The sequence below is a fragment of the Qipengyuania sp. NPDC077410 genome, from assembly GCF_044543405.1.
GTDB lineage: Bacteria > Pseudomonadota > Alphaproteobacteria > Sphingomonadales > Sphingomonadaceae > Qipengyuania > Qipengyuania pacifica.
The window spans coordinates 200,111-215,638 of record NZ_JBITWB010000004.1; the positions used below are offsets into that span (position 1 = coordinate 200,111).

At 62.5% G+C, this 15,528-nt stretch carries 22 protein-coding genes; 17 read left to right on the forward strand and 5 right to left on the reverse strand.

Features of this window, described 5'->3' with window-relative positions:
- Positions 1–53: 53 nt before the first annotated feature.
- The 10 genes from ACIGGE_RS16435 to ACIGGE_RS16480 all read left to right on the forward strand — a co-directional run bounded on the left by ACIGGE_RS16435 (position 54) and on the right by ACIGGE_RS16480 (position 5,855).
- On the forward strand, positions 54–875 hold the full coding sequence (locus ACIGGE_RS16435) for a cytochrome c oxidase subunit 3 (RefSeq protein ID WP_103024349.1): 822 nt from the start codon (positions 54–56) through the stop codon (positions 873–875).
- Positions 875–1,021: a hypothetical protein gene (locus ACIGGE_RS16440; RefSeq protein WP_397491146.1), complete on the forward strand. Its 147-nt coding sequence runs from the start codon at positions 875–877 to the stop codon at positions 1,019–1,021. The genes ACIGGE_RS16435 and ACIGGE_RS16440 overlap by 1 nt, the downstream gene beginning before the upstream one ends.
- A gap of 14 nt (positions 1,022–1,035) precedes the next feature.
- Positions 1,036–1,608 (forward strand): SURF1 family protein, encoded by a 573-nt coding sequence (locus ACIGGE_RS16445; RefSeq protein WP_397491147.1) that lies wholly within the window; start codon positions 1,036–1,038, stop codon positions 1,606–1,608.
- A 50-nt stretch (positions 1,609–1,658) separates the two neighbouring features.
- On the forward strand, positions 1,659–3,050 hold the full coding sequence (gene thrC / locus ACIGGE_RS16450) for a threonine synthase (protein WP_196845806.1): 1,392 nt from the start codon (positions 1,659–1,661) through the stop codon (positions 3,048–3,050).
- Positions 3,050–3,967 (forward strand): class I SAM-dependent methyltransferase, encoded by a 918-nt coding sequence (locus ACIGGE_RS16455; RefSeq protein ID WP_222827754.1) that lies wholly within the window; start codon positions 3,050–3,052, stop codon positions 3,965–3,967. The genes thrC and ACIGGE_RS16455 overlap by 1 nt, the downstream gene beginning before the upstream one ends.
- An 11-nt stretch (positions 3,968–3,978) precedes the next feature.
- Positions 3,979–4,353 (forward strand): dihydroneopterin aldolase, encoded by a 375-nt coding sequence (locus tag ACIGGE_RS16460; RefSeq protein ID WP_103024353.1) that lies wholly within the window; start codon positions 3,979–3,981, stop codon positions 4,351–4,353.
- On the forward strand, positions 4,350–4,652 hold the full coding sequence (locus ACIGGE_RS16465; RefSeq protein ID WP_397491148.1) for a Rossmann fold domain-containing protein: 303 nt from the start codon (positions 4,350–4,352) through the stop codon (positions 4,650–4,652). The genes ACIGGE_RS16460 and ACIGGE_RS16465 overlap by 4 nt, the downstream gene beginning before the upstream one ends.
- A 3-nt stretch (positions 4,653–4,655) precedes the next feature.
- Positions 4,656–4,904 carry a MoaD/ThiS family protein gene (locus tag ACIGGE_RS16470; RefSeq protein WP_103024355.1) on the forward strand — a complete coding sequence of 83 codons (249 nt, stop codon included), beginning with the start codon at positions 4,656–4,658 and terminating at the stop codon, positions 4,902–4,904.
- The gene (locus ACIGGE_RS16475; protein WP_196845811.1) at positions 4,891–5,358 is read left to right on the forward strand and encodes a molybdenum cofactor biosynthesis protein MoaE; all 468 of its coding nucleotides are present in this window, start codon (positions 4,891–4,893) and stop codon (positions 5,356–5,358) included. The genes ACIGGE_RS16470 and ACIGGE_RS16475 overlap by 14 nt, the downstream gene beginning before the upstream one ends.
- Before the next feature lie 74 nt (positions 5,359–5,432).
- Positions 5,433–5,855 (forward strand): hypothetical protein, encoded by a 423-nt coding sequence (locus ACIGGE_RS16480; protein WP_103024357.1) that lies wholly within the window; start codon positions 5,433–5,435, stop codon positions 5,853–5,855.
- A 62-nt stretch (positions 5,856–5,917) separates the two neighbouring features.
- Here ACIGGE_RS16480 and ACIGGE_RS16485 read toward each other — a convergent pair whose 3' ends face one another.
- A complete protein-coding gene (locus ACIGGE_RS16485; RefSeq protein WP_196845812.1) occupies positions 5,918–6,433 on the reverse strand; it encodes a hypothetical protein in 516 nt (171 codons plus the stop codon).
- Between the two features lie 202 nt (positions 6,434–6,635).
- Between ACIGGE_RS16485 and rplU the strand changes: the two genes are divergently transcribed.
- The 3 genes from rplU to ACIGGE_RS16500 all read left to right on the forward strand — a co-directional run bounded on the left by rplU (position 6,636) and on the right by ACIGGE_RS16500 (position 8,127).
- On the forward strand, positions 6,636–7,094 hold the full coding sequence (rplU, locus tag ACIGGE_RS16490) for a 50S ribosomal protein L21 (RefSeq protein WP_196845813.1): 459 nt from the start codon (positions 6,636–6,638) through the stop codon (positions 7,092–7,094).
- Positions 7,095–7,106: 12 nt separating this feature from the next.
- The gene (gene rpmA / locus ACIGGE_RS16495) at positions 7,107–7,376 is read left to right on the forward strand and encodes a 50S ribosomal protein L27 (RefSeq protein WP_103024360.1); all 270 of its coding nucleotides are present in this window, start codon (positions 7,107–7,109) and stop codon (positions 7,374–7,376) included.
- 208 nt (positions 7,377–7,584) lie between these two features.
- Positions 7,585–8,127 (forward strand): GNAT family N-acetyltransferase, encoded by a 543-nt coding sequence (locus tag ACIGGE_RS16500; RefSeq protein WP_397491149.1) that lies wholly within the window; start codon positions 7,585–7,587, stop codon positions 8,125–8,127.
- 65 nt (positions 8,128–8,192) lie between these two features.
- On the opposite strand, the gene ACIGGE_RS16505 is transcribed toward ACIGGE_RS16500, so the two are convergent.
- The gene (locus ACIGGE_RS16505; protein ID WP_196845815.1) at positions 8,193–9,071 is read right to left on the reverse strand and encodes a metal-dependent hydrolase; all 879 of its coding nucleotides are present in this window, start codon (positions 9,069–9,071) and stop codon (positions 8,193–8,195) included.
- 117 nt (positions 9,072–9,188) lie between these two features.
- On the opposite strand from ACIGGE_RS16505, the gene ACIGGE_RS16510 reads away from it, so the two are divergent.
- Entirely contained in the window at positions 9,189–9,788 is a 600-nt protein-coding gene (locus tag ACIGGE_RS16510) for a TetR/AcrR family transcriptional regulator (RefSeq protein WP_103024363.1), read from the forward strand.
- On the opposite strand, the gene ACIGGE_RS16515 is transcribed toward ACIGGE_RS16510, so the two are convergent.
- Positions 9,769–10,512, reverse strand: coding sequence for a YgfZ/GcvT domain-containing protein (locus ACIGGE_RS16515; protein WP_397491150.1), 744 nt, complete (start codon positions 10,510–10,512; stop codon positions 9,769–9,771). The two genes, ACIGGE_RS16510 and ACIGGE_RS16515, sit on opposite strands and share 20 nt — an antisense overlap.
- A 38-nt stretch (positions 10,513–10,550) precedes the next feature.
- On the opposite strand from ACIGGE_RS16515, the gene pyrC reads away from it, so the two are divergent.
- Positions 10,551–11,588 carry a dihydroorotase gene (gene pyrC, locus ACIGGE_RS16520; protein ID WP_397491151.1) on the forward strand — a complete coding sequence of 346 codons (1,038 nt, stop codon included), beginning with the start codon at positions 10,551–10,553 and terminating at the stop codon, positions 11,586–11,588.
- Here the strand turns inward: pyrC and rarD are convergent.
- Positions 11,548–12,468, reverse strand: coding sequence for an EamA family transporter RarD (gene rarD / locus ACIGGE_RS16525; RefSeq protein WP_397491152.1), 921 nt, complete (start codon positions 12,466–12,468; stop codon positions 11,548–11,550). The two genes, pyrC and rarD, sit on opposite strands and share 41 nt — an antisense overlap.
- 182 nt (positions 12,469–12,650) lie before the next feature.
- Here rarD and ACIGGE_RS16530 point away from each other — a divergent pair, with 182 nt between their 5' ends.
- Positions 12,651–13,139 (forward strand): glycine zipper 2TM domain-containing protein, encoded by a 489-nt coding sequence (locus tag ACIGGE_RS16530; RefSeq protein WP_196845818.1) that lies wholly within the window; start codon positions 12,651–12,653, stop codon positions 13,137–13,139.
- 217 nt (positions 13,140–13,356) lie between these two features.
- Positions 13,357–14,067 carry a hypothetical protein gene (locus tag ACIGGE_RS16535; RefSeq protein WP_397491153.1) on the forward strand — a complete coding sequence of 237 codons (711 nt, stop codon included), beginning with the start codon at positions 13,357–13,359 and terminating at the stop codon, positions 14,065–14,067.
- 6 nt (positions 14,068–14,073) lie between these two features.
- Here the strand turns inward: ACIGGE_RS16535 and astD are convergent, their stop codons facing one another.
- Positions 14,074–15,486: a succinylglutamate-semialdehyde dehydrogenase gene (gene astD / locus ACIGGE_RS16540; RefSeq protein ID WP_397491154.1), complete on the reverse strand. Its 1,413-nt coding sequence runs from the start codon at positions 15,484–15,486 to the stop codon at positions 14,074–14,076.
- Between the last annotated feature and the right edge of the window lie 42 nt (positions 15,487–15,528).

Sequence of the window (15,528 nt, forward strand, 5' to 3'; positions counted from 1 at the left end):
GGGCATTGGCGCATTAAGGGCACCCGCAAAGCGAAACCCAGGACGCGAGTACAATGGCTGGCAACGTCAATCACCAATATCACATTCTCGAACCCGATATCTGGCCCTTCGTCGGCTCTCTGTCGGCGCTGGTCTTCACCAGCGGCATGGTGCTCTACATGCACGACATGGCAAATGGCCATCTCGTGCTTGGTCTGGGTATCGCAGGCCTGATCGCCACCTTCTTCAGCTGGTTTTCCAACATCGTGAAGGAAGCCGAGCGCGGCGATCACACGCCGGTCGTGCAGTTGCACATGCGCTACGGCATGATTTTGTTCATCGCTTCGGAAGTGATGTTCTTCGTTGGCTGGTTCTGGAGCTGGTTCGATTTCGCGCTGTTCCCGAGTGAGATTTCCGAAGTCGTCGGCGGGGTCTTCCCCCCGGTCGCCATCGAAGCGGTCATCGATCCATTCAGCCTGCCGCTGCTCAACACGCTGATCCTGCTCTGCTCGGGCACGACGGTAACTTGGGCCCATCACAGCCTGATCCACGGCGATCGCGAAGGGCTGAAGAAGGGGCTTTGGCTGACCATTATCCTGGGCGCGGTCTTCACCATGATCCAGGCGTATGAATACATGCATGCGCCCTTCGCCTTCGGCGGGAACACCTATAGCTCGGCGTTCTACATGGCGACCGGCTTCCACGGTTTCCACGTGCTGGTCGGCACGATCTTCCTGATCGTCTGCCTGATCCGTACGTACAAGGGCCACTTCACGCCGCGTCAGCACTTCGGCTTCGAAGCGGCCGCCTGGTACTGGCACTTCGTCGATGTCGTCTGGCTGTTCCTCTTCGTCGCCATCTATGTTTGGGGCGGTTGGGGTGCTGCCGTCCACTAATGGGCTCGGCAGAATTCGAAACACGCGAAGGGCAGCCCGGTCTCACCGAGGCTGCCCTTCTCGGTTTGGCGCAGGGATTCCCGGCGATGGTCGCGACTGGTGAGCAATTGATCGACGGGCGTCACACTGGTGCCCGCGAGGGCTGAAGCAGGATTTTCTGATGCGCGTTCCCATTCTTCCCACGCTTGTCGTCGCTGCGGCCATTGCCACCATGATCGCGCTCGGGATCTGGCAATTGGGCCGAATGGATGAGAAGGCTGCGCTGATCGCACGGGCAGAGCAGGCCCTGCAGATGTCGGCGGAGGTTGACTATCCGCGCTCGCCAGATGCGCTGGATGAGGTCCTCTACCGTCGCACGAGCGTCGATTGCGCCCGTGTCGATGGCATCACGACGGTTGCCGGTACGAGCGAGCGCGGAGAAAAGGGCGTGGCTCAGCGGGCGACCTGCCGCTTCGGGAGCGGTGAGAGGGTAATCATCGACCTCGGATTTTCACGCGACCCGGCGCCGGTGAGCTGGGACGGCGGCATGGTTCGCGGTACGATTGCGCCCGGCGGCAGGATCGTCGCGAGCGAGCCTGTTGCGGGACTCGAACCTCTCGCCTCTCCAGATCCGCGCGATCTGCCCAACAATCACCTGGCTTATGCCGGGCAGTGGTTCTTTTTCGCGCTGACTGCTCTGGTGATTTATGTGCTGGCGCTACGGCGCAAGGCGACGCGGGCTAGGGCGGATTAAAGAGCGGCTTGCTTGCCCGCTCCAGTTACCGGCGCTAACCGGCTGACACGATGCAATATGTCTCTACTCGCGGCAGCGCCCCGACGCTCGATTTTGCTGGCGTCACGCTCGCCGGCCTCGCCAATGATGGCGGCCTCTACGTTCCGGCGGAATGGCCGCAATTCTCGCGTGACGAGATCGCATCGATGCGTGGCCTGCCCTATGCCGAATTGGCGGCCCGGGTCATGCAGCCCTTCGTGGGCGACTGCCTGACGCCGGAAAGCCTGCGCGGGCTGACGGCCAAGGCTTACGGGCGCTTTGCCCATGCCGCGGTGACGCCGTTGACGCAGCTCGACGAGCGGCAGTGGCTGCTGGAGCTCTTCCACGGTCCGACACTCGCCTTCAAGGACGTGGCGCTGCAGATGCTGGGCCTGCTGTTCGAGGAATTTCTCGCGCGGGAAGATGGCACGCTGACCATCGTCGGCGCGACGAGCGGGGACACCGGCAGCGCGGCTATCGATGCCGTGGCAGGTCTCGACCGGGTCGAGATTTTCATGCTTCACCCCAAGGGGCGGGTCAGCGACGTGCAGCGCCGCCAGATGACGACGGTGCGTGCGCCCAATGTCCATAACATCGCGATCGACGGATCGTTCGATGATGCGCAGGCGATGGTTAAGCGCATTTTCGCCGATCGGGACGTGACGGCGAAGCACCGGATCGGGGCCGTCAATTCGATCAACTGGGCGCGGCTTATGGCGCAGGTTGTTTATTACTTCGCGGCATCCCTTCAATTGGGCGGGCCGGAGCGCGAAGTGGCCTTCAGCGTACCCACGGGCAATTTCGGCGATGTCTTTGCCGGGCACGTTGCCGAACGGATAGGCTTGCCAATCAAACGTTTGATTGTGGCGACGAACACCAACGACATACTGTATCGAGCACTGTCGAACGGCGACTATTCGACCGGAACAGTCACGCCGACTGCTGCGCCGAGCATGGATATCCAGGTCAGTTCCAATTTCGAACGGCTGCTGTTCGATGTCGGAGGGCGTGACGGGATCGCCCTGGCCGAACAGATGCGCGGTTTCGAAGCGAGCAAAGCGATGCAGCTGACCAATGCACAGCGCGATGGGGCGGCTGCGCTGTTCACCAGCATGCGCGCCGACGAGGACGACATGGCGCGGGCCATGCGCTGGGCGTGCGAGGACTGTGCCGAGATCGTCGACCCGCATACCGCGATCGGCTTGCATGCAGCGCGCGCGGTGGAGCTTCCTCACGACGTGCCGGTCGTCACACTGGCGACGGCGCACCCGGCGAAGTTTCCCGATGCCGTCGAACGTTCCACCGGGACGCGGCCGTCCTTGCCCGCGCGGGTCGGCGACCTGTTCGCGCGCGAGGAAGCCTATACCGAGCTTCCCGGCACGTACGAGGCGGTGCGCGACCACATTCTGGGGCATGCTGCCTGATGGCGGAGTTGATGCGCGATCCGGTTTTGATGGTCGGCGAGGGCTGGGATGCCTATCGCCTGCTCGACAGCGGCCATGGTCGCAAGTTCGAAGAATACGGACCCTATCGCTTCATTCGCCCCGAACCGCAGGCCATGTGGTCGCCGCGCTTGCCCGAATGGAATGCGGATGGCGAATTCGTGCCTGGCAGCGACGAGGACGGCGGAGGCCGCTGGCAATATTCCGGCGAAGTGCCGGAACATGGATGGGAACTCGGTTGGGGCGACGAGGCGCGCTTTACCGCGCAATGTACGCCCTTCCGTCATCTTGGGTTCTTCCCCGACATGGCGCCGGTGTGGGACTGGATGGGTGAGCAACTGGCCGGTGCCACCGACGCCGAGACCATGAACCTGTTCGGTTATACCGGGGTCGGTACACAGGCGCTGAGCCGGTTCGGCCGGGTTACGCATGTCGATGCGAGCAAGAAATCTGTAGCGCAGGCGCGCGAGAATGCGGCGCTTGCAGGGCTCGACGATCGCCCGATCCGCTGGCTGGTCGAAGATGCGATGAAATATACGGCGCGCGAAGTGCGACGCGGCCGGCGTTATGACGGGATCATCCTCGACCCGCCCAAATTCGGCCGCGGACCCGACGGCGAGGTATGGCGGTTGGAAGAGGGGCTTCCGGGCCTCGTTTCGGACTGCCGCCAGTTGCTGGATGCAGACAGCCGGTTCCTGTTCCTGACCGTCTATGCCGTGCGGATGAGCAGCCTTGCCCTGGGTGGATTGCTGGAAGAACTGTTCGCCGGATTGCCCGGCAAGATCGAGCATGGCGATCTGGCAGTGCAGGAAGACAGCCTCGAACAGGCCGATGACGAACAGCGGGCAGGGCGCCTGCTACCCACCGCGATTTTCGCGCGCTGGTCCAATCCGCGCTAGGAGGCGCGCGCATGAACGATTCGCTGATCCTCGAAGTGGCCGAGTTCGAGCACGATGTGCTCACCGGTATTTATTCGGAAGAAACCGGCCGCCCGCAGCCGCTGCGTTTCACCATCAAGGTGCGGATGAAACCGCTTCGCCGTTACGATCCGGACACGCCGCTCGACGATTCGAAGAATTACATGGATCTGAAGTTCGCCGCATCGGGTGCCTTGCCCGAAGGCGTGCACTTCAAGCTGATCGAGGCCGTAGCCGATCACGTGTGCGAGACCCTGTTCCTGCAGGACAGAAGGATCGAAGCGGTGACGGTGAAGATCGTCAAGCTGGCGATTGCGGAGGCGGGCGAGCAGATCGGCATCACCCTGCACCGCGAGCGCCGGGAATGAAGCGAATCGCAGTAGACGGCCTGCCGCAAGACCCGCTCGCCGCGGCGGGCGCATTCCACCAGCACTGGCTGGAGCAGGTCGAGCAAGTCCTGGATGGGGGCGACGATGCGTTGATACTGGTCCCGCCTGCCGATCACACCCATAGGCAGTGGCGCCTGGCCATGGTTGCAGGGCTTGCCCGTAAATACGCGCCGTGCCGGATCAATATGGTTGCCGGCGATGCGGGCGAAGCTGTCGATGCGACCGAAACCTATCTTGCGGCGGCACCCGGAATAACCGGGCAGTATCTGGAGACCTGATCGATGGGTGTACGCATTCTTTTCCTTGGTCCGCTGAGCGATCTGGCCGGCGAATCGGAAATCGAAGTTGCCGCCCCGCTCGATTGGGAAGGCTTGCTGGAGCAGGTCGACGCCGAGATTGCGCAGCAGCTTCGCGAGACGCGGGTGAATATCGCGTGCCAGGGACGGGTGCTGGCGGACAAGACCGCCCTCGATGCCCAGGACGGCGATGAAGTCGCCCTGCTGCCCCCGGTGAGCGGTGGCCAGGCTTAGCATCTCCGTCCCGCTGGACGTTCGACTGCTCGACAAGGGACTGTCGGTGGGCGAAGCGCTGGCGGCGTTCAACGCCGCGCATGGCGAGGCGGGCGGGATCGTGTCCTTCCTGGGCAAGGTGCGACCCGACGGCAATGTCAAAGCGCTCGAACTGTCGCATTACGAACCACTCACGCTGCCCGGCATGCAGGAGCTGACGCAAGAGGCGCAGGAGAGATTTTCGCTGGATGGCGCGCTCGTGTGGCACCGGGTCGGTGTCATGGCGCCGGGCGATGCCATCGTGCTGGTTGCCGCAGCCGCGCGGCATCGCCGCGACGCCTTCGAGGCCGCCGATTTCCTGATGGACCATCTCAAATCGGCGGCTTGGCTGTGGAAGCGCGAACGGCGCGGCGATGGCTGGCACTGGATCGAACCGCGTGGACAGGACCACAGCGATCTGGCGCGCTGGAAATAATTCGGGTTTCTTGATCCAGATCAAGGAAAGCGCGATCTGACCGGCGCATCACTGCTCCATCAAAGGAGCACGCCATGTCCAAGCATTTCACCCGCGAACTCGTTGCCGAACAGGCGATCATCCTCGATTCGCCCCAGGTAACGCACGAAGTCGATCGTAGCTTCGAACTGCCCAAGGGGCTCTATGTCGCGACCGTGGGGCTTTATCTCGGCTTTCTCGCGGTCATGGCGGCTGGACTGTCATCGCCCGGGCTCATCATACCGATGGTGATCTTCACCCTCTTCATTGTCGCGGGATTCGGCCTGCCAGCGGTGTGGACACGGATGGCACCGGAACACCGGGGGCGGAACATGAGCTGGGCAAAGCTCGTCCGCGACGGAATTGCCACCCATACGGGCCGGGTGACTGCGCGCGATGCCGCGGTGCAGGTACTGATCCTGCCGGTGCTGATCTTCTGCTGGGGAGTGACCACGGTAACGATCGCCGCGCTCGTCTGAGCGGTACCGGTTTATGGGGGCGGGGGCGCGGAGCCGGGAAACCGGCTTCGTGCCCCTGGCGTTCAGCGAACCTGCGCGCGCAGCCGTTCCAGCACCGAATCTTCTTCCGATACGAGAGCGATGACCGTGTTGCGCGCTTCGACGATCGCCGTGGCATCTTCTGCCTGCACCGTGGCAGCGGTGTACAGCGTATCGAGTTCGCCCAGCACGATGGCCGCATTGCTGCGCGCCGAATCGAGATCGGCAAGAGCGACCTGAGCCGCTGCCCAGCTGTCGCTGCCGATACTGCTGCCCGACGCGGCCCGCACGCTGCGTTCTGCCGCAGGGACGGCGTCGGTGAAGGCGGTATGGGCGGCCTGGGCGTCTGCAACCAAGGATGTGAGGCCCGCGCCGAGATCCGGGCCGACATCCACCTCTACCTCGGGAACGTCGAGTTGCGGGCCCGGTACGGGGTCGAACGTACCTTCCGCACGTTCCACATCGCGCACGGCCAGCGAAGGATAGCGGTCCGAGGAGGCGGCACAGCCTGCCACCAGAAGTGCGGCGAACGGAAAGACAAGATGCTTGCGGTCGATCATCACACCCTCCATATCACGCGCGTCGCAGCGCGCCAGCGAGGATGCAAATTTCCTCGTACCGGGCGTTGACTTGGGACCGCCTTTGGCCTAACGGCACGCTTCTTTCCGGGGCTGCTTCTGGCGGCCTGACGGGCGCGCCGTTTATTCGCAAGAGTTCGTCTTGTGGGTTAGGGCACAGCAAATTGAACGAGAGACACGTACCATGTTCGCAGTAGTGCGCACGGGCGGCAAGCAATACCGGGTTGCCGCCGGAGACAAGATCGCGGTTGAGAAGCTGGCTGGAGAAGCCGGCGACACCATCACGCTGGGTGACGTCCTGCTTGCAGGCGAAGGTGAGAAGCTTTCGGATGCCGGCAAGGTTACCGTTTCGGCGGAGATCATTGCGCAGGCCAAGAGCGAGAAGGTGCTCGTTTTCAAGAAGCGTCGCCGCCACAACTATCGCCGCAAGAACGGCCACCGCCAGCAGATGACGCTGCTGCGCATCACGGCGGTCGGCGATTCGAAGGCCGAAAAGAAGGCGGCTCCGAAGAAGGAAGCGGCTCCGAAGGCTGACGCCGACGAGAAGACGGCTGCTCCGAAGACGGAAGCTGCCGACAAGGCACCGGCCAAGAAGGCAGCGCCCAAGAAGGCCGCAGCCAAGAAGACCGAAGACAAGAAGTAAGGAGCACGGACGATGGCACATAAGAAAGCAGGCGGTTCGTCGCGTAACGGTCGCGATTCAGCCGGTCGTCGCCTTGGTGTGAAGAAGTTCGGCAGCGAGAACGTCGTCGCCGGCAACATCCTCGTGCGCCAGCGCGGTACCAAGTTCTATGCCGGTGCCAATGTCGGCATGGGCAAGGACCACACCCTTTTCGCGCTTACCGATGGTATTGTGCGATTCCACAAGGGCAAACTCGACCGCAAATTCGTCTCGGTCGATATGATGGCCGAAGCCGCGGAATAACCGGACGCTCCGATAACGGGATCGTCCAAACGGGACGGTCCCAGCCGGGTCCATGATCCGGCAACCGAAGAGGGAGATGGGACCAACCCGTCTCCCTCTCGTCGTTTCTCCCTCTTCGATTTCGTCGGCGAAAAATCCTTTCGCCGCCACGCAATTGTCACGCGTCCGGCCTAGGAGCCCGGAGCGTGGAGATACGGGGAGAATACCGATGTTCCATGTTACCGAGAGGCTGCTGCTGCGGCCTGCCTGGCCCGAAGATGCCGATGCACTTTTGCGCGCGATTGCCGACGAAGGAGTCGTCCGCAACCTTGCCAGCGCGCCCTGGCCCTATCTCCCCCGACATGCGCACGAATTCGTGATGCGCAACACCGATCCGTTCTATCCGCGTTTCCTGATCACCCTGCCGACGCCGTCAGGGTCGGAGATCGTCGGATGCATCGGCATGGATCCGGACGAGAACGGCCAGACCGAACTGGGATACTGGATTGCGCAGCCATACTGGGGGCGCGGTTTCGCCACCGAAGCGGCCCGCGGCGTGCTGGAGGTTGCGCGGCTGCTGGGCCACCAGCGAATCGAGGCGGGCCATTTCACCGACAATCCGGCGTCGGGCCGCGTTTTGCGCAAGATCGGCTTCGTGCCGACCGGCAAGATCGTTCCGCGCCACAGCAGGGGGCGGGGTAGCGACGCGCCCTGCGCGCTTTACCGGATGCATCTGTCCGATGAGACGTTGATGCCGCTTCAGGCCGCCTGACCGAACGGAAAAGGCCCCGCGATCATCTCGCGGGGCCTTTCTTCCAACAGTTCTTGGGCGGAAATTTATTCCGCGGGCATCAGGGCGTCGGAAAATTCGCCCTCATAAACATTGATCAGGGCGCGATCGTCGTGATCCCACGGATGGAAGCCCGGTTTGAAATAGGCGAGCCATGCCGGGAATATGCGCCGCACGACGCCGGGGCTGACGGTCAGATATTTGAACAGGCCCCAGCGGGCTTTCCAGCCGGTGATGCCATCCTGCTTGAGCAGGGCGAGCGAATCGGCCCAGCGATTCTTGAAGAACCGGACGGTCACGCTGAGCATGACGATGCTGCGCACACGCCAGCGCTTGCCGTCGCTCCAGTCCTTTGTCGCGTGGTTCCAGGTATCGAAGGCAACGCCCTTGTGCTCGATTTCCTCGACCGCGTGCCAGCGCCACATGTCGCGCACTTCCGGATCGGAATCGGCGAAATGCTGCGGATTGGCCAGGAATTCGGCGGCCATCATGGCAGTGTAGTGTTCGAGCGCCATGGTCACCGCCAGATTGGCGATGGCGGGACGATCCTTGGTCAGCGCGAGCAGTTCGGCCACGCGCTTGTCGATGCCCTTGATATCGTAGCCGTGATCTTCGGCCAGACGATTGAAGGCGATATGTTCGCGGGTGTGGTTGATTTCCTGCTTCACGAAGGCGCGAATTTCGGCCTCGAGCTTGGGATCGGCCCCGTCGCGATGAGCCTTCACCGCTTCGATGAAGAAGGCTTCGCCGCGAGGAAAGGTGGCCGACAGGGCATTGTGCCAGGCGGTGCCGAACGCATCGCCGGCCCACCACCTACGCGGTGTCGAATCGCGATTGAAGCGTTCGTCGCGGACGGTGATGGTAAGGTCTTCCGGCGTGGGCGCGGCATTGCGGACGTCGGGGGAAATGGAAACGGGGGCGTTCATGGAAAGCTCCGTGGGGTTAACTGACATGAATGTAAGTAAGTCCTACTGACATTACTGTCAATAACATGCGGTTAACGGGTTTCCCACTTGCGATGAATGGGATACTTCGTGAGACATATGGCAACGCGTAAACGACTTTCTCCAGAAGAATCGCGCCTGGCTGCGCTGGAGGCGGCCCGGGGCCTGCTTATCGAAACAGGCCCGCAATCGGTCACGCTGAAGGCGGTGGGCGCCCGCATCGGCCGCACCCATGCCAATCTGCTGCATCATTTCGGATCGGCCGCCGGCCTGCAGAAGGCGCTGGCGGGGCATCTGGCGGGCACGGTATGCGACACGATCATCGATGCCGTGCGGGCGAGCCGGGCAGGGCTGGGCAGCCCGCGCGAAGTGGTCGATCTGGCATTCGATGCCTTCGACAAGGAAGGCGCAGGCGCGCTGGCCAGCTGGATGATCCTGACCGGCAATGAAGATGCGCTGACGCCGATCGTGGAAACCATTCACCAGCTGGTCGACGAAATCGCACCGGGTGAGGCCGCTCATGGCGCGGCGCCGATGCAGGTCCATGAAGAAACGCTGGCGCTGGTACTGATGGCGATGGGCGATGCGCTGATCGGCACGGCACTGTCGCGGTCGCTCGGGCTTCCGGAAACAGCCGCACGCGACAGGGCGGAGCGGATGCTGGTCCGCTCGATGGAGCTTACTCTTCCGCAGGGGTGAGCCCGGGGCGCATCCATTCCGGGGCCAGCGCGGGGTCGATATCGGCAACGCGCAAATGATCGACGGCAAGCCCGTGCGCAGGATATTCCGCCTTGCGCCGCTTTTCATCCGACTGATCCAGCGGAACGACAATTAGCCGCCGGTTCACCTTGCTGCGCCAGTTCATGCGCGCGGTGTTTTCCTGGCCGATGTAGCAGCCCTTGGCAAAGCTGACGCCGTTGAGTTCGACTGCATTGGTTTCGAGCCAGAGGATATCGCCAAGTTCGGCGCTGCCTTCGGGCACGCCCATGGCGAGGCGATGGGCCTGCCAGGCGTCGTCAGCAGCTTCATCGCTATCTTCTGCAGGAGCGAGCCAGCGCTGGCCGAGCGCGCCCAGCCGAGGGTCCGTCGCCGCGCCATCGCCCATCTCCGGGCGCCAGTGGACACCGACATGCGGATCGACGGCAATCGCGATCTTGCGACGCAAACGGTAGAGCGACAGACGCTTCGCCAGATCCTCCGCCGCGCCCGCTTCGCAATCGATCAGCAATTCGCCTGCCGGACCCGGCCACACGATGAAATCGAAGAGGGTCTTGCCCTGGGGCGTCAGCAGACCGGCATAGGCGGGAAGGGTCCCGGCGATGTCGTTTGTCACGAGACCCTGGAGGAAGGACGCGACGTTTTCCTCCGCATCGTCGGTCGACAGGCGGATCACCGCACGGTTCATCAGTCGAGTGGCAGTCATGGGTGACAGATAGGCCGCCCGCCGCCATAGGCAACCATATGGTCGAATCGCTGACAATCCGCCGCCCCGACGACTGGCACCTGCATTTCCGCGATGGCGATACGATGCGTGCCGTAGTGCCGCATACCGCCCGCCAGTTCGCCCGTGCGATCGTGATGCCGAACCTTGCCCCGCCGGTGACTACCACCGCGCTCGCTTCGGCATACCGCGAGCGGATTCTGGATGCAGTGCCCGACGGCACCGATTTCACCCCGCTGATGACCGCATATCTCACCGACGAGACCAACGCCGACGATCTGGCTGCCGGCCACGCGGACGGCGTCTTGACCGCAGCCAAGCTCTATCCCGCAGGTGCGACGACCAATTCGGCGCACGGAGTGACCGATGTGCGCAATATCATGGGCGTTCTCGAACGGATGGCAGAGATCGGCATGCCGCTATGCGTTCATGGCGAAGTGACCACGCCGGACATCGATATCTTCGACCGGGAGGCGGTGTTCATTGACCGCGTCCTCCAGCCGCTGGTGGACCGGCTGCCGCAGTTGAAGGTGATCTTCGAACACATCACTACCATGCAGGCGGTGAGTTTCGTCGAAAGCGCGGGCCCCAATGTCGCTGCGACGATCACGCCGCAACACCTCCACATCAATCGCAACGACATTCTGGTCGGGGGGATACGCCCGCATATGTATTGTCTGCCCGTCGCGAAGCGCGAGCAGCACAGGCTGGCGCTGCGCGGTGCTGCGACAAGTGGATCGCCAAAATACTTTCTCGGTACCGACAGTGCGCCGCACCACCGTCACGACAAGGAAAGCGACTGTGGCTGCGCAGGCATTTTCAATGCCCCGTTCGCACTGGAAAGCTACATTCAGGTATTCGACGACGAAGATGCACTCGGGAATTTCGAAGCCTTCGCCAGCCTGAACGGGCCGAACTTCTATGGCATGGCGCCCAACGAGGAGCGCATCACTCTGGAGAAGGCTCCGGTCGATGTCCCTCAAGAAGTAGACGGCGGAGCAGCGCCGATCGTGCCCTTCAACGCGGGGGAAACACTTGCCTGGCGGCTTGTTTCCTAGACCTCGCCACCAGATCCCAGACGAATATCGCCGCTGCCAGCCAGATGCAGGCGAAGCAGGCAATTTCCGCCGGATGAAGCGGTTTGTCGAAGACGGTCAGCCCCAGGATGAAGACGATACTGGGCGCAAGGAACTGGATGAAACCGAGCATCGAATAGGGCAGCTTGCGAGCCGCGATTGCGAACATCAGCAGAGGAACGGCGGTTAGTACGCCGCCCAGCATGATGGAAAGGCTCAGCTCGGTCGAGACCGCGAAGGACGAACCCTGCGTCTGGGCATAATACCAAACGACGCCGATCGAGGGGAGCAGGAGCAGAAGCGATTCGATCGTCAGGCCGGGGACCGATCCCACCACGACGCGCTTCCGGATCAAGCCATAGGTACCGAAGGTGAGGGCCAGAGTGAGGCTGATCCATAGCGTCGTCACCGCGCCGGCCGCGAGAAGCGATACACCGACGGCTGCGATGCCGACTGCGAGCCATTGCGGCCGTGTGAGCCGTTCGCCGAGCAGTGCGGTGCCAAGCAGGACATTGACGAGCGGATTTATGTAATAGCCAAGGCTTGCCGCATAGACTTCGCCTGTCTGGATCGCCCAGACATACACCACCCAGTTTACGGCGATCAGCGACGCGCTGAGGGCGAGCCAGCCGACCGTGCGGCGATTACCGAGCGCCGCGCGCAGTTCGCCCCCCTGCTTTCGGAACAGTGCGATGAGCAGGCAGAGCGGCAACGTCCAGATAATGCGCCAGCCAACGAATTCGAACGCCGGCACGGTCTGCACGAGAATCAGGTAAAGCGGCAGGAAGCCCCAGACAATATAGGCGCCGAACGCCGCTGCCAGACCCTTTCGGTCATGCTGAGAAGGGCCACCGGCATCCATCGGGCCGCGCTAGGCGGCTTGCAAATTGCCCGCAAGCCTCAATTCGTCACCTGCAGAAACTCGCTTCGTCGAAAATTTCAAATCTGACTGCGGCGTTGCATTCCGTTCAGGTTAACCCCTTTAAAGCTTAACGACATCGCCGGAGCCCCCCTCCGTCCGTTGGAAGAGAAAAGGAAAAAGCCATGTCGAAACTTTTCAAGACCGCCACCATGGCCATTGCCGCTTCGGGCCTCGCATTCGCCATGCCAGCCAGTGCTGCACCGGCCCTCCATGCAAATCCTAACGCCCATGCTGCCGTGACCGGCGACATGACGTTCGAACACCAGCGCGACCGCCGTTATCGCGACCGCGACTACCGCGATCATCGCGGCCGCGACTATCGTGACCGTCACTATCGCGGCAACCAGTCGCGCCCCTATTACATGGGTTACGACCGCAATTACGGCCAGCCCGTTCGTTCGAACACCCGCGTCTGGCGCGGTAACGACAACCGCTATTATTGCCGCCGCGACGATGGCACCACCGGTCTGCTGGTTGGTGCTGGCGTAGGCGCGCTGCTCGGTCACGAAGTGGCCGGACGCGGTGACCGTACCATCGGTGCGCTTCTGGGCGGCGCGGCGGGTGCACTCCTCGGCCGTACGATCGATCGCTCCAGCACCCGCTGCGGCTAACCACTTCGCGAGTTCCGGCCGCGCCCACCCGTGGCCGGAAACCACGGTTCCCACCGAGCCGTGAGGGCGTCGTCCGAACCCCGAAAAGGGGGCGGGCGGCGCCCTTTTCCGTCAGGCAGCGGGCTGTCCCGCAATGGTGCATGCATCCGCATCGGACTGGAACGGGTGCGGGTTCAGGCGTTAGTCGGTCAATGCTTTAAAGCCGAAAGGTCCATTGATGAAACGTCGCCTGCTTGCCTCCGTTCTGCCGTTTGTCCTCATCGCCGGGTGCGGTGACAAGGGCAATGACAAGGCCGAAGCCGATGCGATGGACCCGGCCAGCGAACAGGCGCTCAATGACGAAATGATGACCGACCCCGATATGGCCGGTCGCAACGAGGCCAATGCCGCCCTTTCCGGTACCGGCAACACGGCGATTCCCAATATCGACAAATCGGCCAGTGCCGTGGAAGCTGCGCGCGATCGTGCGGGCGAACTGGTTGGCGGGCGCAGCAATATGGTTTTTGCACCGGGGGCCAAGGCGCTTGGCAATAATGCTACGCCGAGCCGGGCCATGGTTGCCGCGGCCAAGGCAGCGGTCGCTCCCGGCGGCGAAAATTGCGGTGAGAAAATAAATTACACGAGTGCCTGGGCAGCGAAGCTACCACCGGCTTTCCCGGTCTATCCGCGTGCCAATACGCAGGAAGCTGCCGGAACGGATGAAGGCGCCTGCGCCCTACGCATCGTGTCGTTCTTCACCCCCGTCGCGCTGGATGAGGTTCTGGCCTTCTATTACACCCGCGCGAAGGGCGCCGGTTACAGCGCCGAACATGTCACGGCAGCAGGCGACAACATTCTTTCGGGAATGAAAGGTGATGCCGCCTATGTCGTTTATGGCAAACGGCTGCCGCAGGGTGTGACCCAGATCGACCTGGTCACCACCAACTGATACGGCTCACTCGTTCTTGAGACCCACGCCGATAGTGGCGCGTGGTTGTTCCATCTCATTGCTGGCAACCGGATAGGCGCAATAGTCTGCGGCGTAGAATGCCGCCGGGCGATGATTGCCGGACAAGCCAACGCCGCCGAAAGGCGCTGCGGATGAAGCCCCGTTGGTCGGCCGATTCCAATTGACGATCCCGGCGCGAATCTCGCTCCAGAAGGTCTCGAAATCTTCGGGCTGACCGCCGATGAGCGAGGCCGAGAGCCCGTAACGCGTGTTGTTGGCTTCCTTGATCGCTTCTTCGAAATCGGGGACGCGAATGACCTGTAGCAAGGGCCCGAACAGTTCGATGTCCGGCCGTTCGTGAATATCGGTAGCGTCCAGGATGGACGGCGAAAGAAACGGCAGGCTCTCGTCAGGCCTTTTCATATGCATGATCGGGCGGCCACCGCGGCTCATAAGCGCAACGAAGCTTTCCGAAAGGAGATCGGCCGTGCCATTGTCGATCACGCAGCCCATGAAGGGCTGGGGATCGGCAAACGGTTCGTCGACGATCAGCTTTTCCGCCATTTCCTTTACCGCGGGTACGATCTTGTCGAACATGGAATCGACGACGATCAGCCGACGTGCGGCCGTGCAGCGCTGGCCAGCCGTGGTGAAGGCCGACTGGATGATCGTGGCCGCAGCATCTTCGATCTTCGGCGTGTCGAGCATGACGATGGGATTGTTGCCGCCCATCTCCAGCGCGACGATCTTGCCCGGGTCCGTAGCCAGCTTGCGGTTGATGGCGATGCCCGCACGAGCCGAACCCGTGAACAGAACGCCATCCACCATCCAGTGTTCGACGAGCCCCTGACCAACTTCGACGCCGCCGTGAATGCACTGGATCACATCTTCCGGCACCTTGGCTTCGTGGAAGCAGCGGGTAAGGAATTCGCCCACGGCGGGCGTCTTTTCACTCGGTTTGAAAATCACGACATTGCCGGCAATCAGCGCGGGAATGATGTGTCCGTTCGGCAGATGAGCCGGGAAATTGTAGGGCCCCAGAACCGCCATCACGCCATGCGGCTTGTGGCGTAGCGCCGCCGTTCCCTGAAGCGCGCTATTGAGCTTTTTCTGGCCGGTACGTTCCGCATAGGCGGTAACCGAGATTTCGACCTTGCCGATGACCGCTTCCACTTCGGTCCGCGCTTCCCAGAGCGGCTTGCCGGTTTCACGGGCGATGAGTTCGGCAAATGTTTCGGAATGCTTGCGAACCTGATTGGCAAACCGCCGCATGAGCTCGATCCTGCGACCCAGAGGTTCGCGTGCCCAACTGCGCATCGCCACTCTCGCGCGTTCGACCGTCTCATCGACATTGCCGGATTGTCCGTGCCAGATTTCCCGGCCGGTTGCGGGTTCGGTTGAGACCAGGTCGGTCGCCATCTTGATGTGGTTTTCCTCTATGGGGGCGCGAAGTAGGGCCTA

Coding starts and splice junctions, on each gene's coding strand:
- ACIGGE_RS16435 (WP_103024349.1), top strand. CDS start 54: ATGGCTGGCAACGTCAATCACCAATATCACATTCTCGAACCCGATATC.
- ACIGGE_RS16440 (WP_397491146.1), top strand. CDS start 875: ATGGGCTCGGCAGAATTCGAAACACGCGAAGGGCAGCCCGGTCTCACC.
- ACIGGE_RS16445 (WP_397491147.1), top strand. CDS start 1,036: ATGCGCGTTCCCATTCTTCCCACGCTTGTCGTCGCTGCGGCCATTGCC.
- thrC (WP_196845806.1), top strand. CDS start 1,659: ATGCAATATGTCTCTACTCGCGGCAGCGCCCCGACGCTCGATTTTGCT.
- ACIGGE_RS16455 (WP_222827754.1), top strand. CDS start 3,050: ATGGCGGAGTTGATGCGCGATCCGGTTTTGATGGTCGGCGAGGGCTGG.
- ACIGGE_RS16460 (WP_103024353.1), top strand. CDS start 3,979: ATGAACGATTCGCTGATCCTCGAAGTGGCCGAGTTCGAGCACGATGTG.
- ACIGGE_RS16465 (WP_397491148.1), top strand. CDS start 4,350: ATGAAGCGAATCGCAGTAGACGGCCTGCCGCAAGACCCGCTCGCCGCG.
- ACIGGE_RS16470 (WP_103024355.1), top strand. CDS start 4,656: ATGGGTGTACGCATTCTTTTCCTTGGTCCGCTGAGCGATCTGGCCGGC.
- ACIGGE_RS16480 (WP_103024357.1), top strand. CDS start 5,433: ATGTCCAAGCATTTCACCCGCGAACTCGTTGCCGAACAGGCGATCATC.
- ACIGGE_RS16485 (WP_196845812.1), bottom strand. CDS start 6,433: ATGATCGACCGCAAGCATCTTGTCTTTCCGTTCGCCGCACTTCTGGTG.
- rplU (WP_196845813.1), top strand. CDS start 6,636: ATGTTCGCAGTAGTGCGCACGGGCGGCAAGCAATACCGGGTTGCCGCC.
- rpmA (WP_103024360.1), top strand. CDS start 7,107: ATGGCACATAAGAAAGCAGGCGGTTCGTCGCGTAACGGTCGCGATTCA.
- ACIGGE_RS16500 (WP_397491149.1), top strand. CDS start 7,585: ATGTTCCATGTTACCGAGAGGCTGCTGCTGCGGCCTGCCTGGCCCGAA.
- ACIGGE_RS16505 (WP_196845815.1), bottom strand. CDS start 9,071: ATGAACGCCCCCGTTTCCATTTCCCCCGACGTCCGCAATGCCGCGCCC.
- ACIGGE_RS16510 (WP_103024363.1), top strand. CDS start 9,189: ATGGCAACGCGTAAACGACTTTCTCCAGAAGAATCGCGCCTGGCTGCG.
- ACIGGE_RS16515 (WP_397491150.1), bottom strand. CDS start 10,512: ATGACTGCCACTCGACTGATGAACCGTGCGGTGATCCGCCTGTCGACC.
- pyrC (WP_397491151.1), top strand. CDS start 10,551: ATGGTCGAATCGCTGACAATCCGCCGCCCCGACGACTGGCACCTGCAT.
- rarD (WP_397491152.1), bottom strand. CDS start 12,468: ATGGATGCCGGTGGCCCTTCTCAGCATGACCGAAAGGGTCTGGCAGCG.
- ACIGGE_RS16530 (WP_196845818.1), top strand. CDS start 12,651: ATGTCGAAACTTTTCAAGACCGCCACCATGGCCATTGCCGCTTCGGGC.
- ACIGGE_RS16535 (WP_397491153.1), top strand. CDS start 13,357: ATGAAACGTCGCCTGCTTGCCTCCGTTCTGCCGTTTGTCCTCATCGCC.
- astD (WP_397491154.1), bottom strand. CDS start 15,486: ATGGCGACCGACCTGGTCTCAACCGAACCCGCAACCGGCCGGGAAATC.